We start from the raw sequence: 23,219 nt of genomic DNA, 5'->3' as shown, positions 1-23,219 counted from the left end.
AGTCACAGGGTGAGGCGGGCCAGGTGGCCGTTCTCCAGGGCCGCGTAGATGTTCCCGTCGGGGGCGACGGTGAGGCCGTGCGGCTCGGAGTTCGGGGTGGGCAGCTCGTAGGTGTCGACCCGGCCGGCCGGGTCGACGTGGCCGATGCGGTTTCCGGCCCACTCGGTGAACCAGGCGCCACCGGACGGATCGGCGACGATGCCGTGCGGCCGGGCCGTCCGGTCCGGCAGCGGGTACTCCTCGATCCGACCGTCGGGGGTGATCCGCCCGACCTGACCGGCCGCGATCTCCACGAACCAGAGCGCCCCGTCCACGCCGGCGGCGATACCGACAGGCGCGGCGCCCTCGGTGGGCAACGGGTGCACCCGTACCGCGCCGTCCATGCCGACCCGGGCGATCGCGTTCGACTGGTTGAGGGTGCACCAGACGGCGTCGTCCGGCCCGGCCGCCACCATCGAGGCGTACGCACCGGTGACCGGCAACGGCACCTCGGTGACCACGCCGTCGGTGCTGACCCGTCCGATGGTGTCGGAGTTCATCCCGGCGTACCAGAGGGCGCCGTCCGGGCCCGCGGCGATGCCGCACGGGCCGGTGCCCGCCGGCAACGCGACCTCGCTCTGCTCCCCGTCGGTGGTGATCCGGCCGATCCGGTCGTCCCCGGAGCGGGTGAACCAGAGCGCGCCGTCCGGACCGGACGTGACGATCAGTGGCCGGCTGCCCGGGTCGCCGGCCGCCCAGTGGCGCACCGAACCATCCACCTCCACCCGGGCGATCGCGCCGGCGTGGACCAGGGTCAGCCAGAGGGCAGCGTCGGGGCCGGTGGTGATGCCGTACGGCCCGGCCTGCGAATCGGTGACCGGGAGTTCCCGGATCGGTGTGGACGTCACGAGAGGCTGCCTTCCGTCGATGGTTCCCGGCCGGCCCGGCCCGTACGGCTCGGCCCACCCAGGGCCCGGCGAGGACCCACCCTCACCCATCGAGCGTACCGAGGCAACCGGTTTGTCCGACTCCGCGACCCGGATTGCCAGCTGGCGGACAGCTTCGGCACGGCTTCCACCCAGCCGGGCTGGTCACTGTCGGTGAAGACATCGCAGCACCACCGAGCATCTGGAGGAGAGCATGTCCCGCACCATCCGCAAGAAGCACCTGCTGGCCGGCCTGGCCACCGCCGGCGTCCTCGGCGTGGGGATCGCGGCACCGACGATCGCGTTCGCCGCGGACGCCACGTCGACGCCGAGCGCCAGCAGCACCGCCGACAACTCCGACACGGGCTCCGGCACGGCGAAGGCCGACCGGCGGGGCGAGTTCGCCGAGGCGCTCGCCAAGGAGCTGGGCGTCCCCACCGACAAGGTGGCCGCCGCGCTGGAGAAGGTCCGCGAGCAGCAGCGCGCCGACCGGCGGGAGCGGCCGTCCACCGAGGACCGGCAGGCCGCGCTCAAGGAACGGTTGGACCAGGCGGTCAAGGACGGCAAGCTCACCCGGGAGCAGGCCGATGCGATCACCAAGGCCGTCGAGGCCGGTGTCTTCCCCGGCCCGGGCGGCCACCGCGGGCCGGGCGGTCACGGCGGTCACGGCGGCCCCGACGGTACGGCCGGCAAGTGACCGTCGGCGGCCCCGCCCGGCACCCGGGCGGGGCCGCCGCTGACCAGACCGTCAGGCGGCGGGAGCGGGCGGGGGCGTGAACACACCGAGGTGGTTGCCGGCCGGGTCGAGCAGCTGGGCGAACGCGAGCCCGCTCGGCGCCGTACGTGGCGCCACCAGCACCTTGCCGCCGGCCGCCTCGGCCCGCTGGCAGGTCTGGGCCACGTCGGCCACCTCGGCGTAGAACACCGCGTAGTTCGGCGACGTGCCGTCGGTCGCCCGGATCGCCCCGCCGATTCCGGTGTCGCCACCGGCCCCGGTCACGCGGTAGGACCCGCCGTTGGCCCCGCCCTGCTCCTCGAAGGTCCAACCGAACAGCTCGCCGTAGAAGCGCTCCGCCTCCTCGGGTCGATCGGTGCCGATCTCGAACCAGGTGATGGGCGTCGTGGACATCTGCTGCCTCCAGGTTTCCCGTGCCGGCCGTTCGGCCGTTGTCAGGAGCAGTCTCGGGGCCGTCCGCGACACCGTCCTGTCGGTGTTTCCGGACCACCCGACGGGGTCCGCACCGGCCGGGCGATGCACGACACGCCCGCGCCGTCGGTCTCAGACCAGGCTGAGCCGTCGGACCCGTTCCTGAGGGATGTCGAGATCCGCCGGCCGCAGCTCCCGGGACACCACCTCGGGCAGCGTCCGCACGCCCCGGATCCGGTCGGTGCGGAAGCAGCGCAGCTCGTCGCGCAGGCGGCACCAGGCGAGCAGGTACCAGTGTCGAGGGTTGCCGAGATAGCCGAGCGGCTCGACGTCGCGTGCCGAATCGGCGCCGTCGCGGTCCGCGTACCGGATGCGCAGCACCCGCCGCGCGGCGACCGCGTCGGCGACGATGGCCGGGACGGGCGTTGCCGGCCCGTCGCCGATCAGGTGCACCCGGCCCGCGAGCCGGTGCGCCGCGGCCGCGTCGGCGGCCGGCAGGACCGCCACCAGCTTGCGCAGCGCGGTGGCGCCGGGCCCGGCGAACGGCGTGGCGGCGAGCCGGTGCAGCGCGACGGCCATCGCCACCGCCTCGGCGGCGGTGAGGTTGACCGGGGGCAGGGTGCGGGCGCGGTCCAGCACGTAGCCGCCGGTGCGCCCCGGCTCCGCCCAGATCGGCACGCCGGCCTCCTGCAGGGCGCCGATGTCGCGCTCGATGGTCCGGCTGCTCACCTCTGCGCGCGGCCAGCCAGCGGGCGCTGCGCGGCCGCGGCGACATCGCCCGCAGCTCCTCGACCAGGGCGTAGAGGCGGTCCGTGCGGTTCATGCCCGGCACGCTACGGCCGGGGTACGACGACCGCGCTCAGGCGACGCGCGCTGAGGCGACGCGGCTCAGGCGACGCGGCTCAGGCGACGCGGCTCAGGCGATGCAGGCGCAGACGATCAGCGCAGCGCCGAAGTGGGTGGCCGCGCTGACCCGGGCCGCCGGGTGCGGCTCCGGCGAGCAGATGACCTCACCGAGCTTGCCCGGGGTGAGCAGGTCGAGCACCACGAAGGCGAGCGCCATGATGGCCAGACCGACCAGCCCGAACACCACTGTGGAGGCGAGCCCCTTGCCGAAGTCGCTGTAGCTGGTGAGGATCGCGGTGAAGACGATCCCGGCGATGCCCAACTGGTTGGCGGCGAGCAGCAGCCCGGCGTTGGCGTTGCGGTCCACCCAGATCAGGTCCCGCAGGCGGCCGGGGGTGAGCAGGTCGACCAACCCGAACCCGGCCGCCATCAGCCCCACGCCGACGACCCCGAACACGACGCTCTGCCAGGCACCGCTGAGCAGATCCTCCAGCACCGACTGCCTCCCGACTCTCCGCCCGGAGGGGTACCGGCGCGGTGATCGAGACGATAGCGGCAGCGCGCAACGGCGTCAGCCCCGTGGTTACAGCGCCAGGTAGCGCTGCCGCTCGTACGGGGTGACCTCGCGACGGTACTGCTCCCACTCGGCCCGCTTGTTGCGCAGGAAGAAGTCGAAGACGTGCTCGCCGAGCACCTCGGCGACCAGCTCGGATTCGGCCATCACGTCGATCGCCTCGGCGAGGTTCTCCGGCAGCGCCTCGTACCCCATCGCGCGCCGCTCGGCGCTGGTCAGCGACCAGACGTCGTCCTCGGCGCCCGGCGGCAGCTCGTAGCCCTCCTCGATGCCCTTCATGCCGGCGCCGAGCAGCACCGCGAAGGCGAGGTACGGGTTGGCCGCCGAGTCCAGCGAACGGACCTCCACCCGGGCCGAGTTGGGCTTGCCGTAGGCCGGCACCCGGACGAGCGCGGACCGGTTCAGGTGACCCCAGCAGACGTACGCCGGGCTCTCGGTGATCCGGTCCGGCAGGTGCTGCGGGAAGAGCCGCTTGTACGAGTTGACCCACTGGTTGGTGACCGCGGTGTACTCGCGGGCGTGCACCAGCAGGCCGGCGATGAACGACCTCGCCACCTTGGAGAGCTTCATCGGGTCGCCGCTGTCGTGGAAGGCGTTGCGTTCGCCCTCGAACAGCGACAGGTGGGTGTGCATACCGCTGCCCGGCTGGTCGGTGAACGGCTTCGGCATGAAGCTGGCCTGCACGCCGGTGGAGAGCGCCACCTCCTTGACCACGTGCCGGAAGGTCATGATGTTGTCGGCGGTGGTGAGCGCGTCGGCGTAGCGCAGGTCGATCTCCTGCTGGCCGGGGGCGACCTCGTGGTGGCTGAACTCCACCGAGATCCCGATCCGCTCCAGCGCCAGCACGCCCTGCCGCCGGAAGTCCCGGGCGACGGCGTGGGTGGTGTGCTCGAAGTAGCCGCCGGTGTCCACCGGGGTGGGCACCGAGCCGTCCTGCGGGCCGTTCTCCAGCAGGAAGAACTCGATCTCCGGGTGGGTGTAGAAGGTGAAGCCCTTCTCGGCGGCCTTGGACAGCGCCCGGCGTAGCACGTGCCGCGGATCGGCCCAGGAGGGCCCGCCGTCGGGCAGCAGGATGTCGCAGAACATCCGGGCGCTCTCGCCGCTCACCCCGCCCTCGAACGGGAAGACCTGGAAGGTGGTCGGATCGGGCATGGCGACCATGTCGGATTCGAAGACCCGGGCGAAGCCCTCGATCGCCGAGCCGTCGAAGCCGATGCCCTCCTCGAAGGCCGCCTCCAGCTCGGCCGGCGCCACCGACACGCTCTTGAGCGTGCCCAGCACGTCCGTGAACCACAGCCGGACGAACCGGATGTCCCGCTCTTCCAGCGTACGGAGGACGAACTCCTGCTGACGGTCCACTTCCACCCCTCGCGACACCTGTTTGCCATCACCGGCCGGGCCGGCCGGGCCTGACCGACCAGTCTCCACGGGCCTGGTTACGCCGACGTTACGCCAACGCCCGGACACCGTCCCGCCGCGCCCGCCGAGGTGCCCGCGCACGCGGACGGCGGCCCGACGGAAGCCGACCGGCCGGTGGGTGGCTGAGCCCACCGGGGCGTGGCCCGCATCTCCCGCCGGGCGCCGTGTCGGCCCCGAGCGGCTGGGGCAAGATGAGGGCATGCCCACCCTGCGTCTCGCCCTGTCCCAGGTCAACCCGAGCGTCGGCGACCTCGCCGGCAACGCCGACCTGGTCCGCAGCTGGACACGCCAGGCCGCCGACGCCGGCGCCCAGCTGGTGCTCTTTCCGGAGATGATGCTGACCGGGTACCCGGTCGAGGACCTGGTCTTCCGGCGGTCCTTCGTCGCCGCGTCCCGGGCCGCCCTGGAGCGGCTCGCCGCCGACCTCGCGGCGGACGGCCTCGGCGAGCTGCCGGTCGTGGTCGGCTACCTGGACGCCGACGGGCCGCCGCAGGTCAGTGGGGACGCCGAGCCGGGCCGGGGCGCCCGCAACGCCGCCGCCCTGCTGCACCGGGGCTCGGTGGCCGCCCGCTACTTCAAGCACCACCTGCCCAACTACGGCGTCTTCGACGAGGACCGCTACTTCGTCTCCGGTGACACGCTGACCGTCGTGCGGATCGGCCGGGTGGACGTCGCGCTGACCATCTGCGAGGACCTGTGGCAGGCCGGCGGTCCGTTCGCCGCCGCCCGGCAGGCCCGGGTCGGCCTCGTGGTCAACATCAACGGCTCGCCGTACGAGCTGAACAAGGACGACATCCGGCTGCCGCTGGTCCGCCGCCGGGCCGCCGAGGCCGGCGCCGCCATCGCGTACGTCAACATGATCGGCGGCCAGGACGAGCTGGTCTTCGAGGGCGACTCGATGATCGTGGGCGCCGACGGTGAGCTGCTCACCCGGGCCCCGCAGTTCGTCGAGCACCTGCTCGTGCACGACGTCGAGTTGCCGGCCGCCGCCGACGCACCAGCCGTGGAGGCCGTCGCGGACGGCATGCGGGTGGTGCGCAGCACGGTGGACGCCATTCCGCCCGCGCCGTCCGGCCCGGCCGCGACCGGCGGGCTGATCGAGCCGGTGGCCGACGAGGCCGAGGTGTGGCAGGCGCTGGTGCTCGGCCTGCGCGACTACGTCAACAAGAACCGGTTCCCGTCGGTGGTGCTCGGCCTCTCCGGCGGCATCGACTCCGCGGTGGTGGCCGCGCTCGCCGTCGACGCGCTCGGCCCGGACCGGGTGGTCGGGGTGTCGCTGCCCAGCCAGCACTCCTCGGAGCACTCCCGGGAGGACGCCGCCGACCTGGCCAAGCGCACCGGGCTGGATTACCGCGTGGAGCCGATCCAGCCGATGGTGGACGGCTTCCTGGCCAACCTGTCGCTGTCCGGTGTGGCGGTGGAGAACCTCCAGGCCCGGGTACGCGGCGTGATCCTGATGGCCCTGTCGAACCAGGAGGGCCACCTGGTGCTGACCACCGGCAACAAGAGCGAGCTGGCGGTCGGCTACTCCACCCTGTACGGCGACTCGGTGGGCGGCTTCAACCCCATCAAGGACGTCTGGAAGACGCTGGTCTGGCGGCTGGCGAAGTGGCGCAACGCGGACGCGATCCGGCGGGGTGCGACCGCCCCGATCCCGGAGAACTCGATCGGCAAGCCGCCGAGCGCCGAGCTGAGCCCGGGCCAGTTGGACAGCGACACCCTGCCCGACTACGACGTGCTGGACCCGATCCTGATCGGATACGTCGATGGTGACCTCGGCCGGGACGGGCTGGTCGAGTCGGGTCACGACCCGGCGGTGGTGGACAAGGTGCTGCGGCTGGTGGATACCGCCGAGTACAAGCGACGGCAGTCCGCTCCGGGCGCGAAGATCTCGATGAAGGCGTTCGGGCGGGACCGCCGGTTGCCGATCACCAACCGGTGGCGCGAGCACGGCTGAGTCGCCCGGGTGCGGTGGAGTGACATCTCGCACTGCGCTCTGCCGTCATCCCCTTTCGCGGTGCGACGATCGCTGTGGAACCCGGGGACCGCGCAGGCGGCCTCGAGGAAGGGAGACAGTGATGGTGGAGTCCACTCCGAACGAGGTGACCGCCCTGTACGGCGGGCCGGCCACGCGACGGGTCCGTACCCGCGACCTGATCGCCGCCAAGGAGCGCGGCGAACGGTGGCCGATGCTCACCTCGTACGACCAGTACACGGCGGCGATCTTCGACCAGGCCGGAGTTCCGGTGCTGCTGGTCGGCGACTCGGCCGCGAACAACGTGTTCGGCTACGAGACCACCCTGCCGGTCACCGCCGATGAACTGCTCCCGCTGGTGCGGGCCGTGGTACGGGCGACCCGGCAGGCACTCATCGTCGGCGACCTGCCGTTCGGCTCGTACGAGGAGGGCCCGACCCAGGCCCTGCGCACCGCCGTCCGGTTCATGAAGGAGGGTGGCTGCCACGCGGTGAAGCTGGAGGGTGGCCGCCGCTGCGCCGCGCAGATCGCCGCGATCGTCGGCGCGGGTATCCCGGTGATGGCGCACATCGGCTTCACCCCGCAGAGCGAGCACACCCTGGGCGGTTACCGGGTGCAGGGCCGGGGCGACGCGGCCGACGAGGTGCTGGCCGACGCGCGGGCGGTGGCCGAGGCGGGCGCGTTCGCGGTGGTGCTGGAGATGGTGCCGGGTGAGGTGGCCAAGCAGGTCACCCACGAACTGCCGATCCCCACTGTCGGCATCGGGGCGGGCCCGGCCACCGACGCGCAGGTGCTGGTCTGGCAGGACATGGCCGGCCTGCGTACCGGCAAGGCACCACGCTTCGTGAAGCGGTACGCGGACGTGGCCGGCGCCCTCACCGACGCCACCCGCCGTTTCGCCGACGAGGTCCGCGGCGGCGAGTTCCCGGCCGCCGAGCACACCTTCTAGGACGGTCCACGGCACGGGCCGGCCGGCGCCGGCGTTTCCGCTCGCCGGCCGGCCCCGCCGCGGGTCGCGGTGCCTGCCTCGCTGTCCCCGGTGCGCGGCAGCGGCAGCGGCAGCGGCAGTCAATCGATCATGGTGACTGAAGCTGTCGTACACCTGTTCTAGTCTCGGGTCGTGGTCAAGGAGTTGGCGCAGGCGGAGGACGCGGTGGCGGCGTGCCTCGACGTGGCCAGCTGGGCCCTTGCGGAGCATGACCTCATCGCGGCGCTCGACGCCGCGCACCGGCTCGAGCAGCGCCTGGCAGCCGTGAAACTGGTCCTGGTGCGGGAGCTGGACGGCCGAGGCACGGCCGGCGCGCAGGGCGCGTCCTCGACGGCGGTCTGGTTACGTGACCGGCTGCGGCTCACCGTTCCCACCGCCCGGCGGCTGGTCGACCTGGCCGCCACGCTGGACGCCGGCGCCCAGGGAGTGCGCCGCGCGCTGGCCGATGGGGCCATCAGCCTGGAGCAGGCCCGGGTCATCGGCGACACGGTCGGCACGGTGCACGCCACCGCTGGTGCCGAGGCCGCCGACAAGGCCGTCGGCGTGCTCGTCGAGTGGGCCGGTCAGTTCGATCCGACCCTCCTGCGCAAGCTGGGCACACGGATCCTCGACCACGTCGCCCCGGAGGTCGCGGAAGCCGCCGGCCGGGCCGCCCTGGAAGCCGAGGCCCACCGATCCGCCCGAGACCGCCACGTCACCCTGTCCGAGCTGCACGACGGCCGTCTCCGGCTCACCGGCAGCCTCGACGCCGAGACCGCCGCCCTGCTGCGCGCCGCGATCGACCCGCTGACCGCGCCGCCGGGCCCGGACGACCCGCGTACCCCCGGACAACGCCGCCATGACGCGCTCGCCGATCTCTGCCGGCTCACCCTGCGCATCGGTGACCTCCCCGAACACGGCGGCGAGCCCGCCCAGATCGTCGTCACGACCAGCTTCGACCCGTTGGCTCGGCAGCTCAACGTCGGCACCCTGGACACCGGCCTCCGGCTCACCCCGGAGACGGTCCGCCGGCTCGCCTGCGACGCGGGCATCCTGCCCGCCGTCCTCGGCGGCGCCGGTCAACCGCTCGACGTGGGCCGGCAACGCCGGCTCGTCACCGGGCCGCTGCGACGCGCCCTGGTCCTACGCGACCGCGGCTGCGCCTTCCCCGGCTGCGACCGCCCACCCCGCTGGTGCGACGCCCACCACATCCAGCACTGGGCCGACGGCGGCAGCACCAGCCTGGCCAACGCCGTGCTGCTCTGCGCACACCACCACCGACACATCCACCACGGCGACTGGACCGTCCGCCTCGGCGGCGACGGCCACCCGGAGTTCGTCCCACCGGCCTGGCTCGACCCCGACCAACTCCCCCGCCGCAACCAGTACCACCGGCGCACGTGACAGCGACCCTTGAGCCACGACAAGCGGCAGGTCGACGAGACACCCACCGCCCATCGGACGCCAGACAAACAGACTCACCGGTGGGTGCTGCGTGCTCAGAGGTCGGTGACGCGGATGCCGGCGTGCGCCTTGTACCGCTTGTTGATGGCGATCAGGTTGGCGGTGAACGCCTCGATCTGGTGGGCGTTGCGCAGCCGCCCCGCGTAGATGCCGCGCATCCCGGGGATCCGGGCGGCGAGCGCGCCGACCACGTCGACCAACTCGCGGTCCTCGGTGCAGATCAGCACGTCCAGGTCGATCCGGTCGACCTCGGGGTCCGCCAGCAGCGGAGCGCTGACATGGTTGAACGCCGCGCAGACCCGGGAGTCGGGCAGCAACGCGGCGGCCTGCTGCACGGCGCTGCCCTCGGGGACGGTCAGCGCGTACGGGCCCTGCTTGTCGAAGCCGAGGGGGTTGACGCAGTCGACGACGATCGTGCCGGCGAGCGGCTCGGCGAGAGCGGCGACGGTCGCGGCGTGCCCGTCCCACGGCACCGCGATGATGACCACGTCACTACGGCGGGCCACCTCGTCGTTGGCGGCGCCGGTGATGCTGGCGTCGGCCGGCATCCGGGGCAGGGCGGCGATCTCGGCGGCGGATTCGGCGGCCCGCTCCGCGGACCGGGAGCCGATCAGCACCGTCTGCCCGGCCCGGGCGAACCGGTAGGCGATGCCCCGCCCCTGGTCGCCGGTGCCGCCGATGATGCCGACCGTCAGCCCGGACACGTCGGGCAGCGTGCTCGCGTCGTATGCCATTGGCCCATCCTCGCAAACCGCCCGGTCCGGCAGCAGCGCCAGGCGCTGTGACAATCCCCGCTGCCGCCCGCCGCAGCCGGGTCAGGCCAGCTCGAACAGGACCGTGCGGTCCGCCGGGTCGGCCGTGACCAGTCGGACCCGGACCCGTTCGCCGAGCGGCAGCTCGCCGAGGCAGCGGGCGCGTACCGGCGGGGCGTCCAGGGCCACCGTTCCGCCGGGCGGGCGGGGGCGGGACCGGCCGTTCGGTGGGGCGTCCACGTCCAGCACCGCCGCGTCGAAGGTCTCACCCACCCGGTGCGCCAGCAGCACCGCCTCGGCCAGCTCGACGGCACCCCGGCTGGCCGCCGAGGCGGTCCGGTCGGTCGTGGCCATCACCTCGGGCAGTCGGGGCAGCGCGGCGCGCGCCCAGTCGGGCACCGGCCGGCCCGCGTGCAGGGCCAGGCAGACCTCCGTGGCGTACCGGTCGGCCAGGCGCCGCAACGGCGCCGTGACGTGGGCGTACGCGGCCGCCACACCGCCGTGCTCCGGCTGCTCGGGCAGCGTCCCGTCGAACGCGGTGTACGCCGCGCCGCGCATCAGCTCGGCCGCCTGGTCGATGAACGCGGCGGCTCGTGGTTGGGCGGCGTCCAGCTCGGCGATCACCTCGCCCGGGCCGATGCCGTCCGGCCAGTGCACGCCCAGCGGCGCGGCGGCGGCCCGCAACCGCTGCACCGCCTCGGGCTTCGGCGCCGGCATTGTGCGCAACAGGCCGATCCCTCCGGCCAGCATGATGCCGGCGGCGGCCATCCCGGTCAGCAGCGAGATCTGCGCGTTGTGCTCCTCCATGGGCACCGGTCCGCGCAGCACCAGCCGCCAGCCGTCGCCGTCGGGCTCCACGTCCTGCTCGGGCAGCGGCAGGTTGATGGCGCCACGACGCAGGCCCCGGGCGGTCAACCGGTCACCGATCTCGGGTAGCAGCGCGATCGGCTCGGGCAGCCGACCGGCGTCGGCCGCCGCCTGCACCCCGGAGTAGTCCAGCTTGGCCCGGCTGCGGACCAGGGCGCGTTCCAGCTCGACAGCCACCGTGCCGCCGTCGGCGTCCAGGTCGATGGTCCAGACCACCGCCGCCCGGTCGTCGTCGGGCAGCAGGCTGGCGGCGCCCTCGCTGAGCGTCAGCGGGTGCAGCGGCACGTGCCCGTCGGGCAGGTAGACGGTCTGCCCCCGCCGCCAGGTCTCCGCCTCCAGGGCGCCGCCCGGGCGGACGTGCGCGGCGACGTCCGCGATCGCGTACCGCACCCGGTAGCCGCCGCCCGGTCGGCGGGCGAGGTGCATCGCCTGGTCAAGGTCCCGTGAGGTCGCCGGGTCGACCGTCACGAACGGCACGTCGGTGCGATCGGCGGGCGGCCGCGGCGGTGCGGCGGCGGCCTCGTCGGCCTCCTTCTGGGCGGCGGCCGGAAACCCCTCCGGCAAGCCGAGCTCGCGGCGCAGCGCGCCGAAGTCGATGCGGGGCGCGAGTACGCGTCGGATGACCACGGGTCAATCCTGACAGCGCCGCCGGTGATCCGCTTCCGGTGACCGGCCGAGATGTCGGGCCGGCGTGCCGGGCAGCGCCGAGTTGCTGTGGCCTACGGTCAGCCGGTCGCCTTCCGCGCGGTGGTCCGTGTGCCGTGCGGGGCGGTGGCCCGGGCGGCGACCGGACGTGCCGGTGACTTGCGGGCGGTCACCTTGCGGGCCGGAGCCTTGGCCGCCACGGTCTTCTTCGCCGGGGCCTTCTTCGCCGCCGCCTTGCGGGCGGTGGTCGACGAGGTGGCGGTCGACCTCGCGGCCCGGGCCTTCTTCGCGGGAGCCTTGCGGGCACCGCCGCTCGGGCCGGTCGACGCGGTCTTCTTCGCCGCCGTCTTCTTCGCCGGGGCCTTCTTGGCGGCCGTCTTCTTCGCGGTGGACGCCTTGGTCGCGGCCTTGCGCGCCGGCGCCTTCGCCGCGGCGGTGGTCTTCCTGGCCGCCGACGTGGTGGTCTTCTTCGCGGCGCCGGTCGTCTTCTTCGCGGCGCTGGTGGTCTTCTTCGCGGCGCCGGTCGTCTTCTTCGCCGTACCGGCGGTCTTCCGCGCCGTGCTGGTCGTGGTCTTCTTCGCGGCGGCGGTGGTCTTCTTCGCCGCCGACGCCGGGGCACGCTTCGCGGCGGTGGTCGTCTTGCGGGTGGCGGTCGAGGCCTTCGCCGGCGCCTTCTTGGCCGCGGTGGAGGTCTTGGTGGCGGCCTTCTTCGCCGGGGCCTTGGCCGCCGTGGTGGTCTTCTTGGCCGGGGCACGCCCCGCACCGCCGGCCGCCTTGCGGGCCGGCGCCTTCGTCGCAGCCGTGGTGGACTTGCGCACGGGGGTGGTCCGGCTCGCCGCCGTGTTCCGCTCTGCCGCGGCGGTCTTCTTCGGGGTGGTACGTCGGGCGGCCGGGCGGGTGGTGGCCTGCTGTGCTTCGGCCATCGTGGTTCCCTCCTTGGGGACGTGCTCTCGCGTGCGTCCTCGCGGAGCACGAAATACCGCGGCGCGAGCCGTCCCGCGCCGTCTACCTGTCCTCCCCGGCCCAACGGGCGTCCTCGGCGTCCCACGCCTCGTTCCGCTCCTGCACCCGTTGCAGGGCGTTCTCCGCGTCGGCCGCCGAGTCGTACGGGCCGAGGACATGCGTCGCCGGGCACACGTCGGCGTCCGTCTCGACCCGGTGGTGTCGGGTGCACCAGTAGAACTGCCCACCACGTTCGCTGTCGCTCATGGGAATCACTGTGCACTGCGATCCAGCCGGCCGCCACCGGATCACACAAGTCGCCGACCTTCTCCACAGTAGAGCCGCTTTCCGCGCCTCGGGTCGGAACGCCGAAAGAAGTGCAGGTGAGACGGGTAGGACGAGGCTTTCGTCGTACCGTCGGCTGGTTGGCCTGACCCCGGCGCGGCGGCGCGGGGCGGCGGCGGCCGCATGGTCGCGGCCTATGATCGCCCGATGGCGGTACCGGACTACATCCTGCGGATGCGCAAGCACGTCGGCCACGATCTGCTGTGGCTGCCCAGCGTCAGCGCCGTGGTCCGCAACGACGCCGGTGAGCTGCTGCTCGGTCAGCGCGCCGACGACGGGCGCTGGTCGGTGATCAGCGGTTTCGTCGAGCCGGGCGAGCAGCCGGCCACCGCGCTGGTCCGCGAGGTGCGGGAGGAGACCGGCCTGGACGTGGTGCCGGTACGGCTGTCCAGCGCCGTCTCGCACCCGCACACCTACCCCAACGGGGATCGCTGCGAGTACCTCAATCTGGGCTTCGTCTGCCGGGTGGTGGCCGGCACCGCCCGGGTGAACGACGACGAGTCGCTGGCCGTGCGGTGGTTTCCGATGGACCGCCTGCCCGAGTTGGACGCGCACGCCCTGCTGGTCCTCGCCTACGCGCTGCGCGACAACCAGTCGGCCGGTTACCTGCCGCCGGGCACGACGTGGGACGACGTGCCCGGCTGAGCGTGCGCGGGTCAGACCGACGACGGGGCCGGGGCGAGGGCGACCGGCGCGGCGGGCGCCGACCGGGCCGCCCGGATCGTGTACGCGAGCGCGTACGGCATGCAGGCCAGGTAGAGCATGGGCTCCACCAGCACCTTGTTGGTGATGAGGAAGATCTCCCACTGGATGGGCCGGGGCAGGCCGAAGTTCCAGTCCGTCCACGAGGCGAAGAGCCACAGCGGCGCGGAGGTCCGGTCGACGCTGTCCAGTGGAATCGCGCCGATCACCGGACCGGCGGCGGTGCCGCCCGGGATGCTGTCGACCACGGCGAGGATGACCGCGAGGTCGGCGGCGACGAGCGCACCGAGGACGCCCACCCACCAGGCCGCGCGGACCTGCTCGCGGGCGGCGAGGCTCGCCGCCGCCCAGAGGGCCAGCGTCAGGCCGGCCAGCCAGAGCAGCAGACCGGGTACGACGCGGGCCACGTCGTTCGGGTAGATCACGTACAGGAGGGGGACCGCGGCCGCACCGATGGGGAGCACCACACCGAGCGCGATGCGCAGCGGGCCGTGGAGTGCGGTGTGCCGGGCCCATCGGGCGGCGAACACCGCCAGCAGGACCGCCAGCCCGACGATGAGCACCGTCCAGATCTGCTTCTGCGTCCGATCCGACCAGATCATTCCCATCAGCCAGCGCTGGATCGGGTGCAGGGCCAGCCCGGTGACGACCACGATCCCGACGCTGGCGAGCGGAGACAGCAGCAGCGCGGCCGCGGTGCGCCGGGCCCGCCGGTGCAGCACGGTGCGGTCGACGAGCGGGGCGCCGGCCCGGCTGACAGCGAGGCTCATCGCGAACCCGACCATCTTCGTCCGCCGCCCGCTCGCGGCGAGCACGTGCAGCTCGGCGGTCCACTCGCGGCGCAGGTCGTCGCGGATGTCGGCGGGCCAGCGGCGAGCGGCCATCGCCAACAGCAGCTCGGCGGCGCGGCGGGTCACCATGCCGGTGCTTCGGTTGGCCCGGTGCCGCCCCAGGAGGGTCGGCCGTCGGGGATGACGGCCCGCAGGTCGGCGAGCGCCCGACGGGCCTCCGCCACCCCTTGCGCGGTGAGCCGGTAGTAGCGGCGGGCCGGCCGGCCGACCGCGACGGGGTCGATCGCCTCCCAGTCGCCAGCCAGCCAGCCGGCCGCCCGCAGCCGGTGCAGCACCGGATAGAGGGTGCCGCTGGGCAGGCCGGTCATCCGCATCAGGTCCAGCCCGTACCGCTCCACGCCGGGCTCGGCGAGCAACGCCGCCAGCACCTTCGCGACCGGAATGGTGATCCGCATCCGGCCACTGTATCGGATATCTACATAGGGGTGGGGACCCGTTCGACCGGAATCCACAGTTCCGCGTCCGCCTGGCCCCCATCCGGGGACACCCGCACCCGGGAGATCTCCGGACCGGGCCGGCTGCGGTACGGATTGGACGGGAACCACTGGGTGAAGACGTCCCGCCACAGGTACTGCACCGCCTGCGGGAACGCGCCGGAGGTCGTGAAGACCGCCCATGCCCCGGCCGACACCGGCAGCGCATCCAGGTCGTCCGGCGGTGCGGCTCCGGTGACCACCCCGTGCCAGTAGTCCAGCTCGGTGCCCTCCGCCCGACTGCCGGCGAGGTTGTCGCTGACGTTGACGACGCCGCTCGGCTCCTGATCGGAGAGCGCCTCGATCCGCCCGACGGTCTCCCGGTCGATGCCCCTGATGAACGCGACGATCGCCGGGTTCATCCCCTCATGCACGAGCGGGACCCGGGCCCTGCGTCCCACCAGGGTGAACGCCTCCTTGCTGACGATTCGATACTCCATGCTGCCGCTCCCTTCGACGGTGAGACGGAAGGACATCCGGGGCTGGGCGCGCAGCGCCGCCCCCGTACGCCGGGCCTCGCCGGGCGTCACACCGTGCACGGCGTGGAACGCACGGGCGAACGCCTCGGCCGAGCCGTAGCCGTAGCGCACCGCGATGTCGAGCAGCGTCCGCTCCCCCGCCAGCACGTCCGCGCCTGCGACGGTGAGCCGACGCCGCCGGATGTACTCCGACAGCGGAATGCCGGCCAACGCGGAGAACAGCCGCCGGAAGTGGTACTCCGACGTCACCGCGATCCGCGCCAGCTCGGCCACCTCGATCCGCTGGTCGAGGTGGCGCTCGATGTACGCCATGGCCTCGTTGAGCCGCTCCAGCACCCGGGCCTCCTTCCCTTTCGAGCACTGACGCTAGGTCGCGGGGCCGATGGCGCACCCGACATCCGGTGCCCGTATTGATCGGGTGGGCGGCGAACCCCGGGTCGCCCCGTCGCGGCGGCAGCGGTCCCCGGTGTCGTACCCTGGCGGACTTTGCTTCTTTCCGGAGGTTGACGTGGCCGAGTATCCGCAAGACATCGTGCAACGCTTCCATGGCAGCCCCGAGCAGGTGGGCGCCGGCCTGGTGGGTGAGCCACCACGGACGTGGCAGTCGGTCGTCATCGAGGACTACGACCCCGAGTGGGTGGGTCGCTTCGCCGCCGTCCGCGCGTTGCTGACCGGGGCGCTGGGTGGCCTGATCATCGGTGTGGAGCACGTCGGGTCCACGTCGGTGCCGGGTTTGGCGGCCAAGCCCGTCATCGACATCGACCTCACAGTCGAGGACACAGCGGAGGAGTCCACCTATCTCCCCGCCCTGGAACGGCTCGGGTACCGGCTCGTTCTCCGGGAGCCCTGGTGGCACGGACACCGGATGCTCGTCAGCCCGGCGGAGGACGTCAACCTGCACGTCTGGCCGCGGGGCGCGCCGGAACCCGTCCGGCATCGGCTCTTCCGGGACTGGCTGCGGTCGCATCCGGACGACCGGGAGCTGTACGCCACGACCAAGCGTCGCCTCGCGCGGCAGACCGCGCAGCGGCCCGGCGACTACAGCCTGGCGAAGAACGACGTCATCGACGAGATCTACGCCCGCATCTTCAGCCGATGACCTCACGCCACCGGCGGCCATCCGCAGATCTTGGACACTTGCCGTTACCAACTAAGGGTTGCCGCATGATCCAGGTGGGGACGGGCTCCGACAGGGAGTCCACCACCTCCCAGCCGGCGCGGCGATACAGCTCGACGTTGGCCGGGTTGCTGGTCTCCAGGATCGCCGGCAGACCGTCCGCGGCGGCGCGATCCAACCCGGCCCTCATGACGGCGCGCCCCCAACCCCGTCCGGCGCTGTCGGGGTGCGTGCCCAGGACGCCGAGATACCAGAACGGGAGCGCCGGCAGGGCGGCATGCACGGCCCTGTCATAGCCCTGAACGCGGGCCAGCACGTCGGCCGGGAAATGAGCGGCGAACCCGCTGTCCGGCGATCCGTCCCCGGGGGTTGGCGGCTCGGCCGGCGGCTCCCAGATGGCGACCGAGGCGCCTCCGCCGATCGTCCAGATCGACGACCTGTGCACCCGCTTGTCGAAGAGATGGCCGAAGAAGGCGGCGGCGTACCGCGGGTAGGTGTCCTCGTCCGGGAACAGGTACCGCAGCACGGGATCCTTGACGAACGCGGCGACCAGCGAACCGACCACCGCGTCGCGGTCCGCTGACGTGGCGATGGTGATCTCGGGCGTTGTCACAGCAGTCGACACTATCCCGGCCGCGCTGGCGGGAGTGGCCGCGCCTATCCGAAGGTGAAGACGTACGCCTCGGCGGCCGGCTCGCCGAACGTGATCTCCAGGGCCGACTCACGGACCGTGCCCTGTTGGCGTACGAGCTGGTAGAGGCGGCCGTCCTGGAGTACGCCGTTGCCGTCCTCGTCGACGTCGACGCCGTGCGACGGGCCGGGAGCAACGCCGTCGAGCAGCACGCGGAACGGGATGGGCTGTCCCGCCCCGGAAGACAGCACGAGATGCGCGTCGCGCGCGTGGAACCGGAAGGCGATTTTCCCGCCGGCCTGGCCGAGCACGACACGCTCCGACCCGATCGTCCACTCCCCCGCGAGGGCCCACTGGTTGAGGCTCAGGCTCTCGGGGACCTGGTACGCGCGGCGTTCGTCGAGCACGGCGTCGTTCGGCGACGCGAAGTGTTCACCACGCTCGAAACCGAGGTACGTCTCGGGCGTACGCAGGAGAGCCCAGTCGGCCTCCGCCTCCACCCCGAGTCCTTCGACGGGGACGAGCCCGCGCTCGATGCCGAGCAACTGCTGGATGACACGCTCCGACTGCTCGTAGCGTCCCTCGCCGAACTGCTGGTCGTGGATGACACCGACCGCGTCGACGAAGTAGAGCGCCGGCCAGTACTGGTTGCCGAAGGCTCTCCAGATCGCGTAGTCGTTGTCGACCGCGACCGGGTAGCCGATCCCGCGCGCGCTGATCGCCTGTCGCACCTGGTCGACGTCGTGCTCGAACGAGAACTCCGGCGTGTGCACTCCGAGAACGACCAGCCCGTCGTCGCGGTACGCCTGCGCCCACGCGCGCACGTACGGCTCCTGGCGCAGCCAGTTGATGCAGGTCAGCGTCCAGAAGTTCACGAGGACGACGCGCCCGCCCAGCTCGGCGGGGCCGAGTGGCTCGGAGTTGAGCCACTCGACCGCCCCGTCGAGCGGGGGCAGGTGTGGACGCCCGAACACGGCCATCTAGCGAAGCGACCGGAAGGCGGTACGCAGCTCCTCGGAGAAGATCTTCGGCTGTTCCCAGGCCGCGAAGTGCCCGCCCTTGTCGAGCTTGTTGTAGTAGATGAGGTTGGGATACGCCTGCTCGGCCCAACTCTGCGGTGCCTCATAGAGCTCGTCGGGAAAGACGCTCACGGCGACCGGGACGTTCACGCCCTTGGTGGCGAAGAATGACAGCTTGTTGTCCGCGTACAGACGGGACGCGGAGATCGCGGTGTTCGTCAGCCAGTAGAGCGAGATGTTGTCCAGGATGTCGTCGCGGGTGAGGCCCTCGTTGGCCCCGTCGAACACCCGCGAGATCAGATCCAGACTTTTCGCGTCATGGTCGAGCAGGAAAGCCGCCAGGCCGACCGGAGAGTCCGCCAGCCCGGTCAGCGTCTGCGGACGCGTCGCCATCATGAGGGCATAGGCCACGTGCTTCCAGACGAAGTTGACTTCCTCGGCAGCACGCATTTCGTCGTCGGACAGACCGGATGGCAGCGAACCCATGGCGTTGTTCGCGCCCGTGGTGTCGCCCTGGAACAGCAGGTCGATCTCGGGTGGGACCGCCCCGGGCATGTTGGTGTGGATGCCGAGCAGCTCCGGAGGCGCCTGCACACCCATCTGGTCCACGACGACCGCACCCCAGTCGCCGCCCTGCGCGACGAACCGCGAGTAGCCGAGACGCTTCATCAGCTCGGTCCAAGCGGTCGCGATCTTCTCCGGGTTCCAGCCCGGCGAGGTCGGCTTGCCCGAGAAACCGTGGCCGGGCAGTGACGGGATCACCAGGTGGAAGGCATCCGACGCGCTCCCGCCGTGCGCCGTGGGATCGGTGAGCGGTTCGATGATTTTCATCTGCTCGATCACCGAACCCGGCCACCCGTGCGTCACGATGAGCGGCAGCGCGTCCTCGTGCTTCGAGCGGACGTGAATGAAGTGGATGTCCACCCCGTCGATGGTGGTAATGAACTGCGGTACGGCGTTCAGCCGCGCCTCGACCTTGCGCCAGTCGTACTCGTTCTCCCAATAGCGGGCGACGGCCTGAATCATCGCGAGTGGCACGCCCTGCGACTGGTCGTCGACGGTTTCCTTTTCCGGCCATCGGGTGGCCGCGATCCGCCTTTTCAGGTCGTCGAGGTCCGCCTGGGGAATTTCCACCGTGAACGGCCGGACCTCCGTGGTGCCCGGACGAGTCTTGGTCTTGACGGCCATGCGTGCCTTCCTCTCCGCTTGGGCTCGCTGGAGGGCATGTTCGACAGAGGCGCTGACCGGAACTGTGTGCCAGTTCGACAAGGGCACGCCGACGCCACATGTCGGAGCCTAGAACGACCTACCCCGTGGTCGCGGCGATACGAGCAGTCGCCGCTGAACGCATACGGTTACGTCGGGCGCATTCGGCGCAGACAGTTCGAGGCGCGCCAGTCGCTGTCGTGGTGCGGCGCAGGCTCGCGGGCCACGGGTCGACGTTGTTCGTCGGACTGCCGGTTCCCAGGGCGGCCACCCACAACACCGACTTCCGCCACTCAGCAGGAGGGCGTCCACGGCGCCGGCGTCAAGGCCAAGCCCCTACCGGGGTGGGCCTACGGCCCAGCCTTGACCCCGACGCCGCACACACGCTCCACCCTTGACCGGCCCCGCTCCCTAGATGACGTGCCGGGTCGGGCAGCGGCGCGTTCCCCAGCGGGGCGGGTCGATGACAGACGGGACAGAGGCGCGATCCTGATGTAGGTCAGTGCGTGAGATAGAACTTCTCCCACGTGCTGGGGATGGAAGCGCTCGCCCACAGCGGGGCGCCGGTCGAATTCAACCGTGCACTGACGAACTTCTGGTTATGGGCAACGAGAGAATAGGACCCATCGGAGGAATTGTACCTAAATCTAAACAGCTCCCAGGTTGAAATGCTGTCGGCGCTGGCCCGCAGCGGGGAATTGGTCACATTTAACCTTGCGCTTACGAACTTGTATACTGATTCCGCCCGGATGGCGTAGAGCTGGAAACCCAGTTCGTCATAACCCCATGGCCAAATGCAAAACCGCTCCCACGTCCCTGGCTGAGCAGCGCTGGCTTGCAGCGGGGATCCGCTCACGTTGTGGCGCGCGCTGACGAACAGGCCGCTGACGTAGGAGTAAATGAACCAGCAGTCGTCGAGCGGATCTGCCGCGGCCGCCGCACTGGCGGCGCGCTGCGGCGTCGCCGCCTGCGCCGGTGCGGCCAACGGTGCGGCAAGGACCGCGAAGAGCGCGAGCGGCGCGAAGAACCGAGCGGTCCACCACCGCGAAGTCAAGCGGAATGTGATTTGTCGGCCAAACCCACTGAGGCCTCGTTGGCCAGCTTTGCGGACATTTTCCACGAACACTCCCCTATTCCACCGTGTGACGCGTTGATGATCATCAGTGGCAGAGATATTAACACGTCGATGGAATGCGTGGGGCCACATTGATCGGGGGTAACGCCGCAATGCCCGGTGCGGTCAACCTGACGACCAGATCTGCCGGGGCGCGCTTGCGGCACAAGACCGCGCGAAACGTCGGCAATCAACCATTATCCTATGAGCTCTGGAGCTAAAGCCGGCGCGCCCATCAGACGGCCGCAGTTGGCCGCCGCGGGTTTCCGCTTGAACCCAGCGCGAAGTCTTCGATGGCAGTTGCCATAGCGGACACGCTCGCAATCAAGCCCGACGCTGTGGCGAGCCGGCGCTGGGTGTAGACGACCGACCACGACCAGCAGCACCCGAAGCAACACCAGGTCAGCCACCTTACGAGGGTGACTGACCTGGTGGGCGACGGACGAGTCGACCTGTACGCCGGATTCTGAACACCACACCGCCTCTGAACTGCGGAGATATGAGCGATCATGGCCCTCAGGGCGTCCCCAGGGCGTCACCCTCGCTCCCGTCTACCTCAGGAAAGAAGTTGTCGGTCGCCTGGCGGGTGCGTTCCTCGCTAGACGGCATGAGGTGGGTGTAGACCCGGAGAGTGAATCCGGGGTCGGTGTGCCCGAGGTAGGACGCCAGGGCCTTGATGCTCTCCCCCGCGTCCAGGAGCGCTGAGGCGTAGAAGTGGCGTAGAGCGTGCATTCCGGTGGCACGGGTCGGAACCATGCCGGCCGCCGTGACAGCCGGACGCCACGCCCGCTCATCGAAGGTGCTCCGGCGGATCGCGGCATTGCGGGTGGTGGTGAGGACCAGGGCGACAGTCCGCCGCTCATCGGCGGTCGGGTCCTCCCACGGAAGAGTGATCTCCACAGGCGGGAACCGGTCGAGATGCGCCCGCAGCGCTCGCGACCGAGCTGGGGAGCGGTACCCGCCGGTCCCGGTCTGTCTTGGGTAGGCCGAACACGAGCCGGGAGCGTACGAACTTGACCTGCCGGACCACGTGCAGCCAGCCTGCGTCGAAGTCGATGTCATCGACGGAGAGACCCAAAATCTCGCCCTGACGCAGCCCGCAGCCCGCGCCCAGGTCGACGGCAACCCGGTACCGCTCGGGAAGGTTGGCACGGAGTGCCGCGACCTCGTGCGGCTTCCAGGGCACCACCCGACGCTGAACGGCCCGAGGTGGTGTCACCGAGCGAGCCGAGCAGGAGTTCTTGGCTATACGCTCGTCATCGACAGCAGCGGCCAGGATCGAGCGCAGGTGAGCGAAGACCACCGAGCGGGTAGCCGGGGCGAGGACGCCCACCATGCTGCGGTCCCACTCGCGGATCTGGCCCGGCTTGATCGCCGATAGGTGCCGGTGGCCGAAGAACGGCAGTAGATGTTTGCGGACGCGAAACTCAGTGCTCTCCCGCGAGGACTCGTCAAGCGCTCGGGTCCGCATCCACTCCTCGGCATACTCGGCGAAGGTGATCCGCCCGGCCGCCGGGTCGACGTAGGCACCCCGAAGCTTGTCGGACTCAACCGACACCATGAACGCTTCGGCGTCCCGCTTCGCCCGATCGGGGAACGACTTCTTCCGCTCCTTGCCGTCCGGTCCGACATAGCGGACCCGGTACCGCAGCCCTTTGCCGAACAGATCTGATTTGACCCGCTCAGCGCGCCCGGTTGGTTTGACGCACCGTGCGATACCAGCGGTCCTCTATGTGCGCCATCGCTCAGGCCGCCTTCTGGCGGAACCAGGACCGCACGTCGTTCGGGTCGTAGCGCAGGTGTTTGCCGACCCGGGCGGCCGGCGGTCCGTACTTGCGCTTACGCCACTGGTACAGCGTCTCGACGGGCACCCACAGGTAAGCAGCCACGTCGTCCACTGACCACAGATGCTCCGGCACCGAAGCCACAGTCATCAGCTCACCTTCTTGCGCTCGGTCGCGGTTGCCGAAACGTCGGGCGGGTCAGCGGCGGCGCGTCTGGCGCCGTCAAGGCGGCCCGCAAAGCGGGCCGCGCCGGCCCGGCCCCGGCCTGCTGGCGACCTCCGGCCGGCATCGGCCGGGCCGGCCGGCCACGTGACGGATGACTAAGACCACGAAGACCTCGGGGCTCCGCCCCGAACCCCGGCCCTCCTCAGAGATCCGCCCGGGATCCCCTCGCCGGGCACCACGAGGGCTTCCAGCCTCCCCGGACGGGGCCAAGGTCGTTCGGCTGGTGAGGCGCTCCACCTTGTCCCCGTCCGGGGGAGGCTGGAAGGTCTGCAACTGCCCGACGAGGAGATCCCACCAACAGGCACGCTGACTACAGCTCACCTGCTGCGGCCACCAGCACGACTGGCAGTTCCGAATCCCACTGACCGACGCCGACACAGACGCTGCGGTCCTCAAAGCGCCAGGCAGACACGGACGGCACGAAGTTCGAGAGGACGCCGGCAAGCGCCGGGACCGCCTCTCCCCGCATCGCGCGATCAAGGACCGGACTCAGATCAATACTTTCCGCCGGCCCCCACACTCCGCCGAGTGCCTCCGTGAGCCCCAGGAAGTCTTGTGAGAACTGGTCCCACACCTCGTTGGCCTGCGACCGGTCCTCCCAGAAAGCCTCACTGGTGCTGAGGTCCAGGACCAGGTAGCCGGGTCCGCCCTCGGTCGACACAGCGGCGTCGGTGCGCGGTAGCGGTGCGTTCCTCAGTTCGAGCACCCGCTCCAAGCAGTCAGTGAGATCCACGGTTCTGCACTGTAGGTGTTCCTGCGGCAGCCGACAC

At 71.3% G+C, this 23,219-nt stretch carries 26 protein-coding genes; 6 read left to right on the top strand and 20 right to left on the bottom strand.

What is annotated here, in order from left to right; genetic code table 11:
- Positions 1–2: 2 nt before the first annotated feature.
- Positions 3–887: a Vgb family protein gene (locus tag GA0070607_RS20430; RefSeq protein WP_089019634.1), complete on the bottom strand. Its 885-nt coding sequence runs from the start codon at positions 885–887 to the stop codon at positions 3–5.
- A 232-nt stretch (positions 888–1,119) separates the two neighbouring features.
- On the opposite strand from GA0070607_RS20430, the gene GA0070607_RS20425 reads away from it, so the two are divergent.
- Complete coding sequence (locus tag GA0070607_RS20425) at positions 1,120–1,602, top strand: hypothetical protein (protein WP_089019633.1); 483 nt, start codon at positions 1,120–1,122, stop codon at positions 1,600–1,602.
- 51 nt (positions 1,603–1,653) lie between these two features.
- Here the strand turns inward: GA0070607_RS20425 and GA0070607_RS20420 are convergent, their stop codons facing one another.
- The 4 genes from GA0070607_RS20420 to glnA form a co-directional block, all read right to left on the bottom strand.
- Complete coding sequence (locus GA0070607_RS20420; RefSeq protein WP_089019632.1) at positions 1,654–2,034, bottom strand: VOC family protein; 381 nt, start codon at positions 2,032–2,034, stop codon at positions 1,654–1,656.
- Positions 2,035–2,184: 150 nt separating this feature from the next.
- Positions 2,185–2,781, bottom strand: a complete 597-nt coding sequence (locus GA0070607_RS20415) for a helix-turn-helix transcriptional regulator (protein ID WP_231930064.1) — start codon at positions 2,779–2,781, stop codon at positions 2,185–2,187.
- Between the two features lie 187 nt (positions 2,782–2,968).
- Positions 2,969–3,394, bottom strand: a complete 426-nt coding sequence (locus tag GA0070607_RS20410) for a DUF350 domain-containing protein (protein ID WP_089019631.1) — start codon at positions 3,392–3,394, stop codon at positions 2,969–2,971.
- 87 nt (positions 3,395–3,481) lie between these two features.
- A complete protein-coding gene (glnA, locus tag GA0070607_RS20405) occupies positions 3,482–4,831 on the bottom strand; it encodes a type I glutamate--ammonia ligase (protein ID WP_089019630.1) in 1,350 nt (449 codons plus the stop codon).
- A 259-nt stretch (positions 4,832–5,090) separates the two neighbouring features.
- Here glnA and GA0070607_RS20400 point away from each other — a divergent pair, with 259 nt between their 5' ends.
- From GA0070607_RS20400 to GA0070607_RS20390, 3 genes are all read left to right on the top strand, one after another.
- Positions 5,091–6,848, top strand: coding sequence for an NAD+ synthase (locus GA0070607_RS20400; RefSeq protein ID WP_089019629.1), 1,758 nt, complete (start codon positions 5,091–5,093; stop codon positions 6,846–6,848).
- Between the two features lie 121 nt (positions 6,849–6,969).
- Positions 6,970–7,815: a 3-methyl-2-oxobutanoate hydroxymethyltransferase gene (panB, locus tag GA0070607_RS20395; RefSeq protein ID WP_089019628.1), complete on the top strand. Its 846-nt coding sequence runs from the start codon at positions 6,970–6,972 to the stop codon at positions 7,813–7,815.
- Between the two features lie 171 nt (positions 7,816–7,986).
- Positions 7,987–9,237, top strand: a complete 1,251-nt coding sequence (locus GA0070607_RS20390) for an HNH endonuclease signature motif containing protein (protein ID WP_089019627.1) — start codon at positions 7,987–7,989, stop codon at positions 9,235–9,237.
- Between the two features lie 95 nt (positions 9,238–9,332).
- On the opposite strand, the gene npdG is transcribed toward GA0070607_RS20390, so the two are convergent.
- The 4 genes from npdG to GA0070607_RS20370 all read right to left on the bottom strand — a co-directional run bounded on the left by npdG (position 9,333) and on the right by GA0070607_RS20370 (position 12,770).
- Positions 9,333–10,031, bottom strand: a complete 699-nt coding sequence (gene npdG, locus GA0070607_RS20385) for an NADPH-dependent F420 reductase (RefSeq protein ID WP_089019626.1) — start codon at positions 10,029–10,031, stop codon at positions 9,333–9,335.
- 81 nt (positions 10,032–10,112) lie between these two features.
- On the bottom strand, positions 10,113–11,543 hold the full coding sequence (locus GA0070607_RS20380) for an RNB domain-containing ribonuclease (RefSeq protein WP_089019625.1): 1,431 nt from the start codon (positions 11,541–11,543) through the stop codon (positions 10,113–10,115).
- 98 nt (positions 11,544–11,641) lie between these two features.
- A complete protein-coding gene (locus GA0070607_RS20375) occupies positions 11,642–12,484 on the bottom strand; it encodes a histone (protein WP_231931237.1) in 843 nt (280 codons plus the stop codon).
- Positions 12,485–12,566: 82 nt separating this feature from the next.
- On the bottom strand, positions 12,567–12,770 hold the full coding sequence (locus GA0070607_RS20370; protein WP_089019624.1) for a hypothetical protein: 204 nt from the start codon (positions 12,768–12,770) through the stop codon (positions 12,567–12,569).
- A 225-nt stretch (positions 12,771–12,995) separates the two neighbouring features.
- Here GA0070607_RS20370 and GA0070607_RS20365 point away from each other — a divergent pair, with 225 nt between their 5' ends.
- On the top strand, positions 12,996–13,493 hold the full coding sequence (locus GA0070607_RS20365; protein ID WP_089019623.1) for an NUDIX hydrolase: 498 nt from the start codon (positions 12,996–12,998) through the stop codon (positions 13,491–13,493).
- An 11-nt stretch (positions 13,494–13,504) separates the two neighbouring features.
- Here GA0070607_RS20365 and GA0070607_RS20360 read toward each other — a convergent pair whose 3' ends face one another.
- The 3 genes from GA0070607_RS20360 to GA0070607_RS20350 are packed head-to-tail and all read right to left on the bottom strand — an operon-like array spanning position 13,505 to position 15,689.
- Positions 13,505–14,470 (bottom strand): hypothetical protein, encoded by a 966-nt coding sequence (locus tag GA0070607_RS20360; RefSeq protein WP_231930055.1) that lies wholly within the window; start codon positions 14,468–14,470, stop codon positions 13,505–13,507.
- Positions 14,464–14,796, bottom strand: a complete 333-nt coding sequence (locus GA0070607_RS20355; RefSeq protein ID WP_089019622.1) for a PadR family transcriptional regulator — start codon at positions 14,794–14,796, stop codon at positions 14,464–14,466. Before GA0070607_RS20355 ends, GA0070607_RS20360 begins: the two co-directional genes overlap by 7 nt.
- Before the next feature lie 20 nt (positions 14,797–14,816).
- Positions 14,817–15,689 carry an AraC family transcriptional regulator gene (locus GA0070607_RS20350; RefSeq protein WP_089019621.1) on the bottom strand — a complete coding sequence of 291 codons (873 nt, stop codon included), beginning with the start codon at positions 15,687–15,689 and terminating at the stop codon, positions 14,817–14,819.
- A 172-nt stretch (positions 15,690–15,861) separates the two neighbouring features.
- Here GA0070607_RS20350 and GA0070607_RS20345 point away from each other — a divergent pair, with 172 nt between their 5' ends.
- Entirely contained in the window at positions 15,862–16,452 is a 591-nt protein-coding gene (locus GA0070607_RS20345; RefSeq protein WP_197701111.1) for a GrpB family protein, read from the top strand.
- Here GA0070607_RS20345 and GA0070607_RS20340 read toward each other — a convergent pair.
- The 8 genes from GA0070607_RS20340 to GA0070607_RS20315 all read right to left on the bottom strand — a co-directional run bounded on the left by GA0070607_RS20340 (position 16,442) and on the right by GA0070607_RS20315 (position 23,182).
- Positions 16,442–17,083, bottom strand: a complete 642-nt coding sequence (locus GA0070607_RS20340) for a GNAT family N-acetyltransferase (protein WP_172899070.1) — start codon at positions 17,081–17,083, stop codon at positions 16,442–16,444. The genes GA0070607_RS20345 and GA0070607_RS20340 overlap by 11 nt on opposite strands.
- Positions 17,084–17,127: 44 nt before the next feature.
- Positions 17,128–18,081, bottom strand: a complete 954-nt coding sequence (locus GA0070607_RS20335) for a redoxin domain-containing protein (RefSeq protein ID WP_089019618.1) — start codon at positions 18,079–18,081, stop codon at positions 17,128–17,130.
- Positions 18,082–19,308, bottom strand: a complete 1,227-nt coding sequence (locus GA0070607_RS20330) for an epoxide hydrolase family protein (RefSeq protein ID WP_089019617.1) — start codon at positions 19,306–19,308, stop codon at positions 18,082–18,084.
- Between the two features lie 517 nt (positions 19,309–19,825).
- A complete protein-coding gene (locus GA0070607_RS32420; RefSeq protein WP_157743190.1) occupies positions 19,826–20,446 on the bottom strand; it encodes a fascin domain-containing protein in 621 nt (206 codons plus the stop codon).
- A 510-nt stretch (positions 20,447–20,956) separates the two neighbouring features.
- A complete protein-coding gene (locus GA0070607_RS33830; protein WP_269458390.1) occupies positions 20,957–21,340 on the bottom strand; it encodes a tyrosine-type recombinase/integrase in 384 nt (127 codons plus the stop codon).
- Entirely contained in the window at positions 21,300–22,001 is a 702-nt protein-coding gene (locus tag GA0070607_RS33825; protein WP_197701110.1) for a tyrosine-type recombinase/integrase, read from the bottom strand. Before GA0070607_RS33825 ends, GA0070607_RS33830 begins: the two co-directional genes overlap by 41 nt.
- 184 nt (positions 22,002–22,185) lie before the next feature.
- Positions 22,186–22,374, bottom strand: a complete 189-nt coding sequence (locus GA0070607_RS20320) for a helix-turn-helix domain-containing protein (RefSeq protein ID WP_089019616.1) — start codon at positions 22,372–22,374, stop codon at positions 22,186–22,188.
- A 385-nt stretch (positions 22,375–22,759) separates the two neighbouring features.
- Positions 22,760–23,182: a hypothetical protein gene (locus GA0070607_RS20315; RefSeq protein WP_089019615.1), complete on the bottom strand. Its 423-nt coding sequence runs from the start codon at positions 23,180–23,182 to the stop codon at positions 22,760–22,762.
- Between the last annotated feature and the right edge of the window lie 37 nt (positions 23,183–23,219).

Origin of the sequence: Micromonospora coriariae (genome assembly GCF_900091455.1) — a bacterium.
Classification (GTDB): Bacteria; Actinomycetota; Actinomycetes; order Mycobacteriales; family Micromonosporaceae; genus Micromonospora; species Micromonospora coriariae.
Note: the sequence above shows the minus strand (reverse complement) of the source record. Positions and strands in the feature narration are given on the sequence as shown.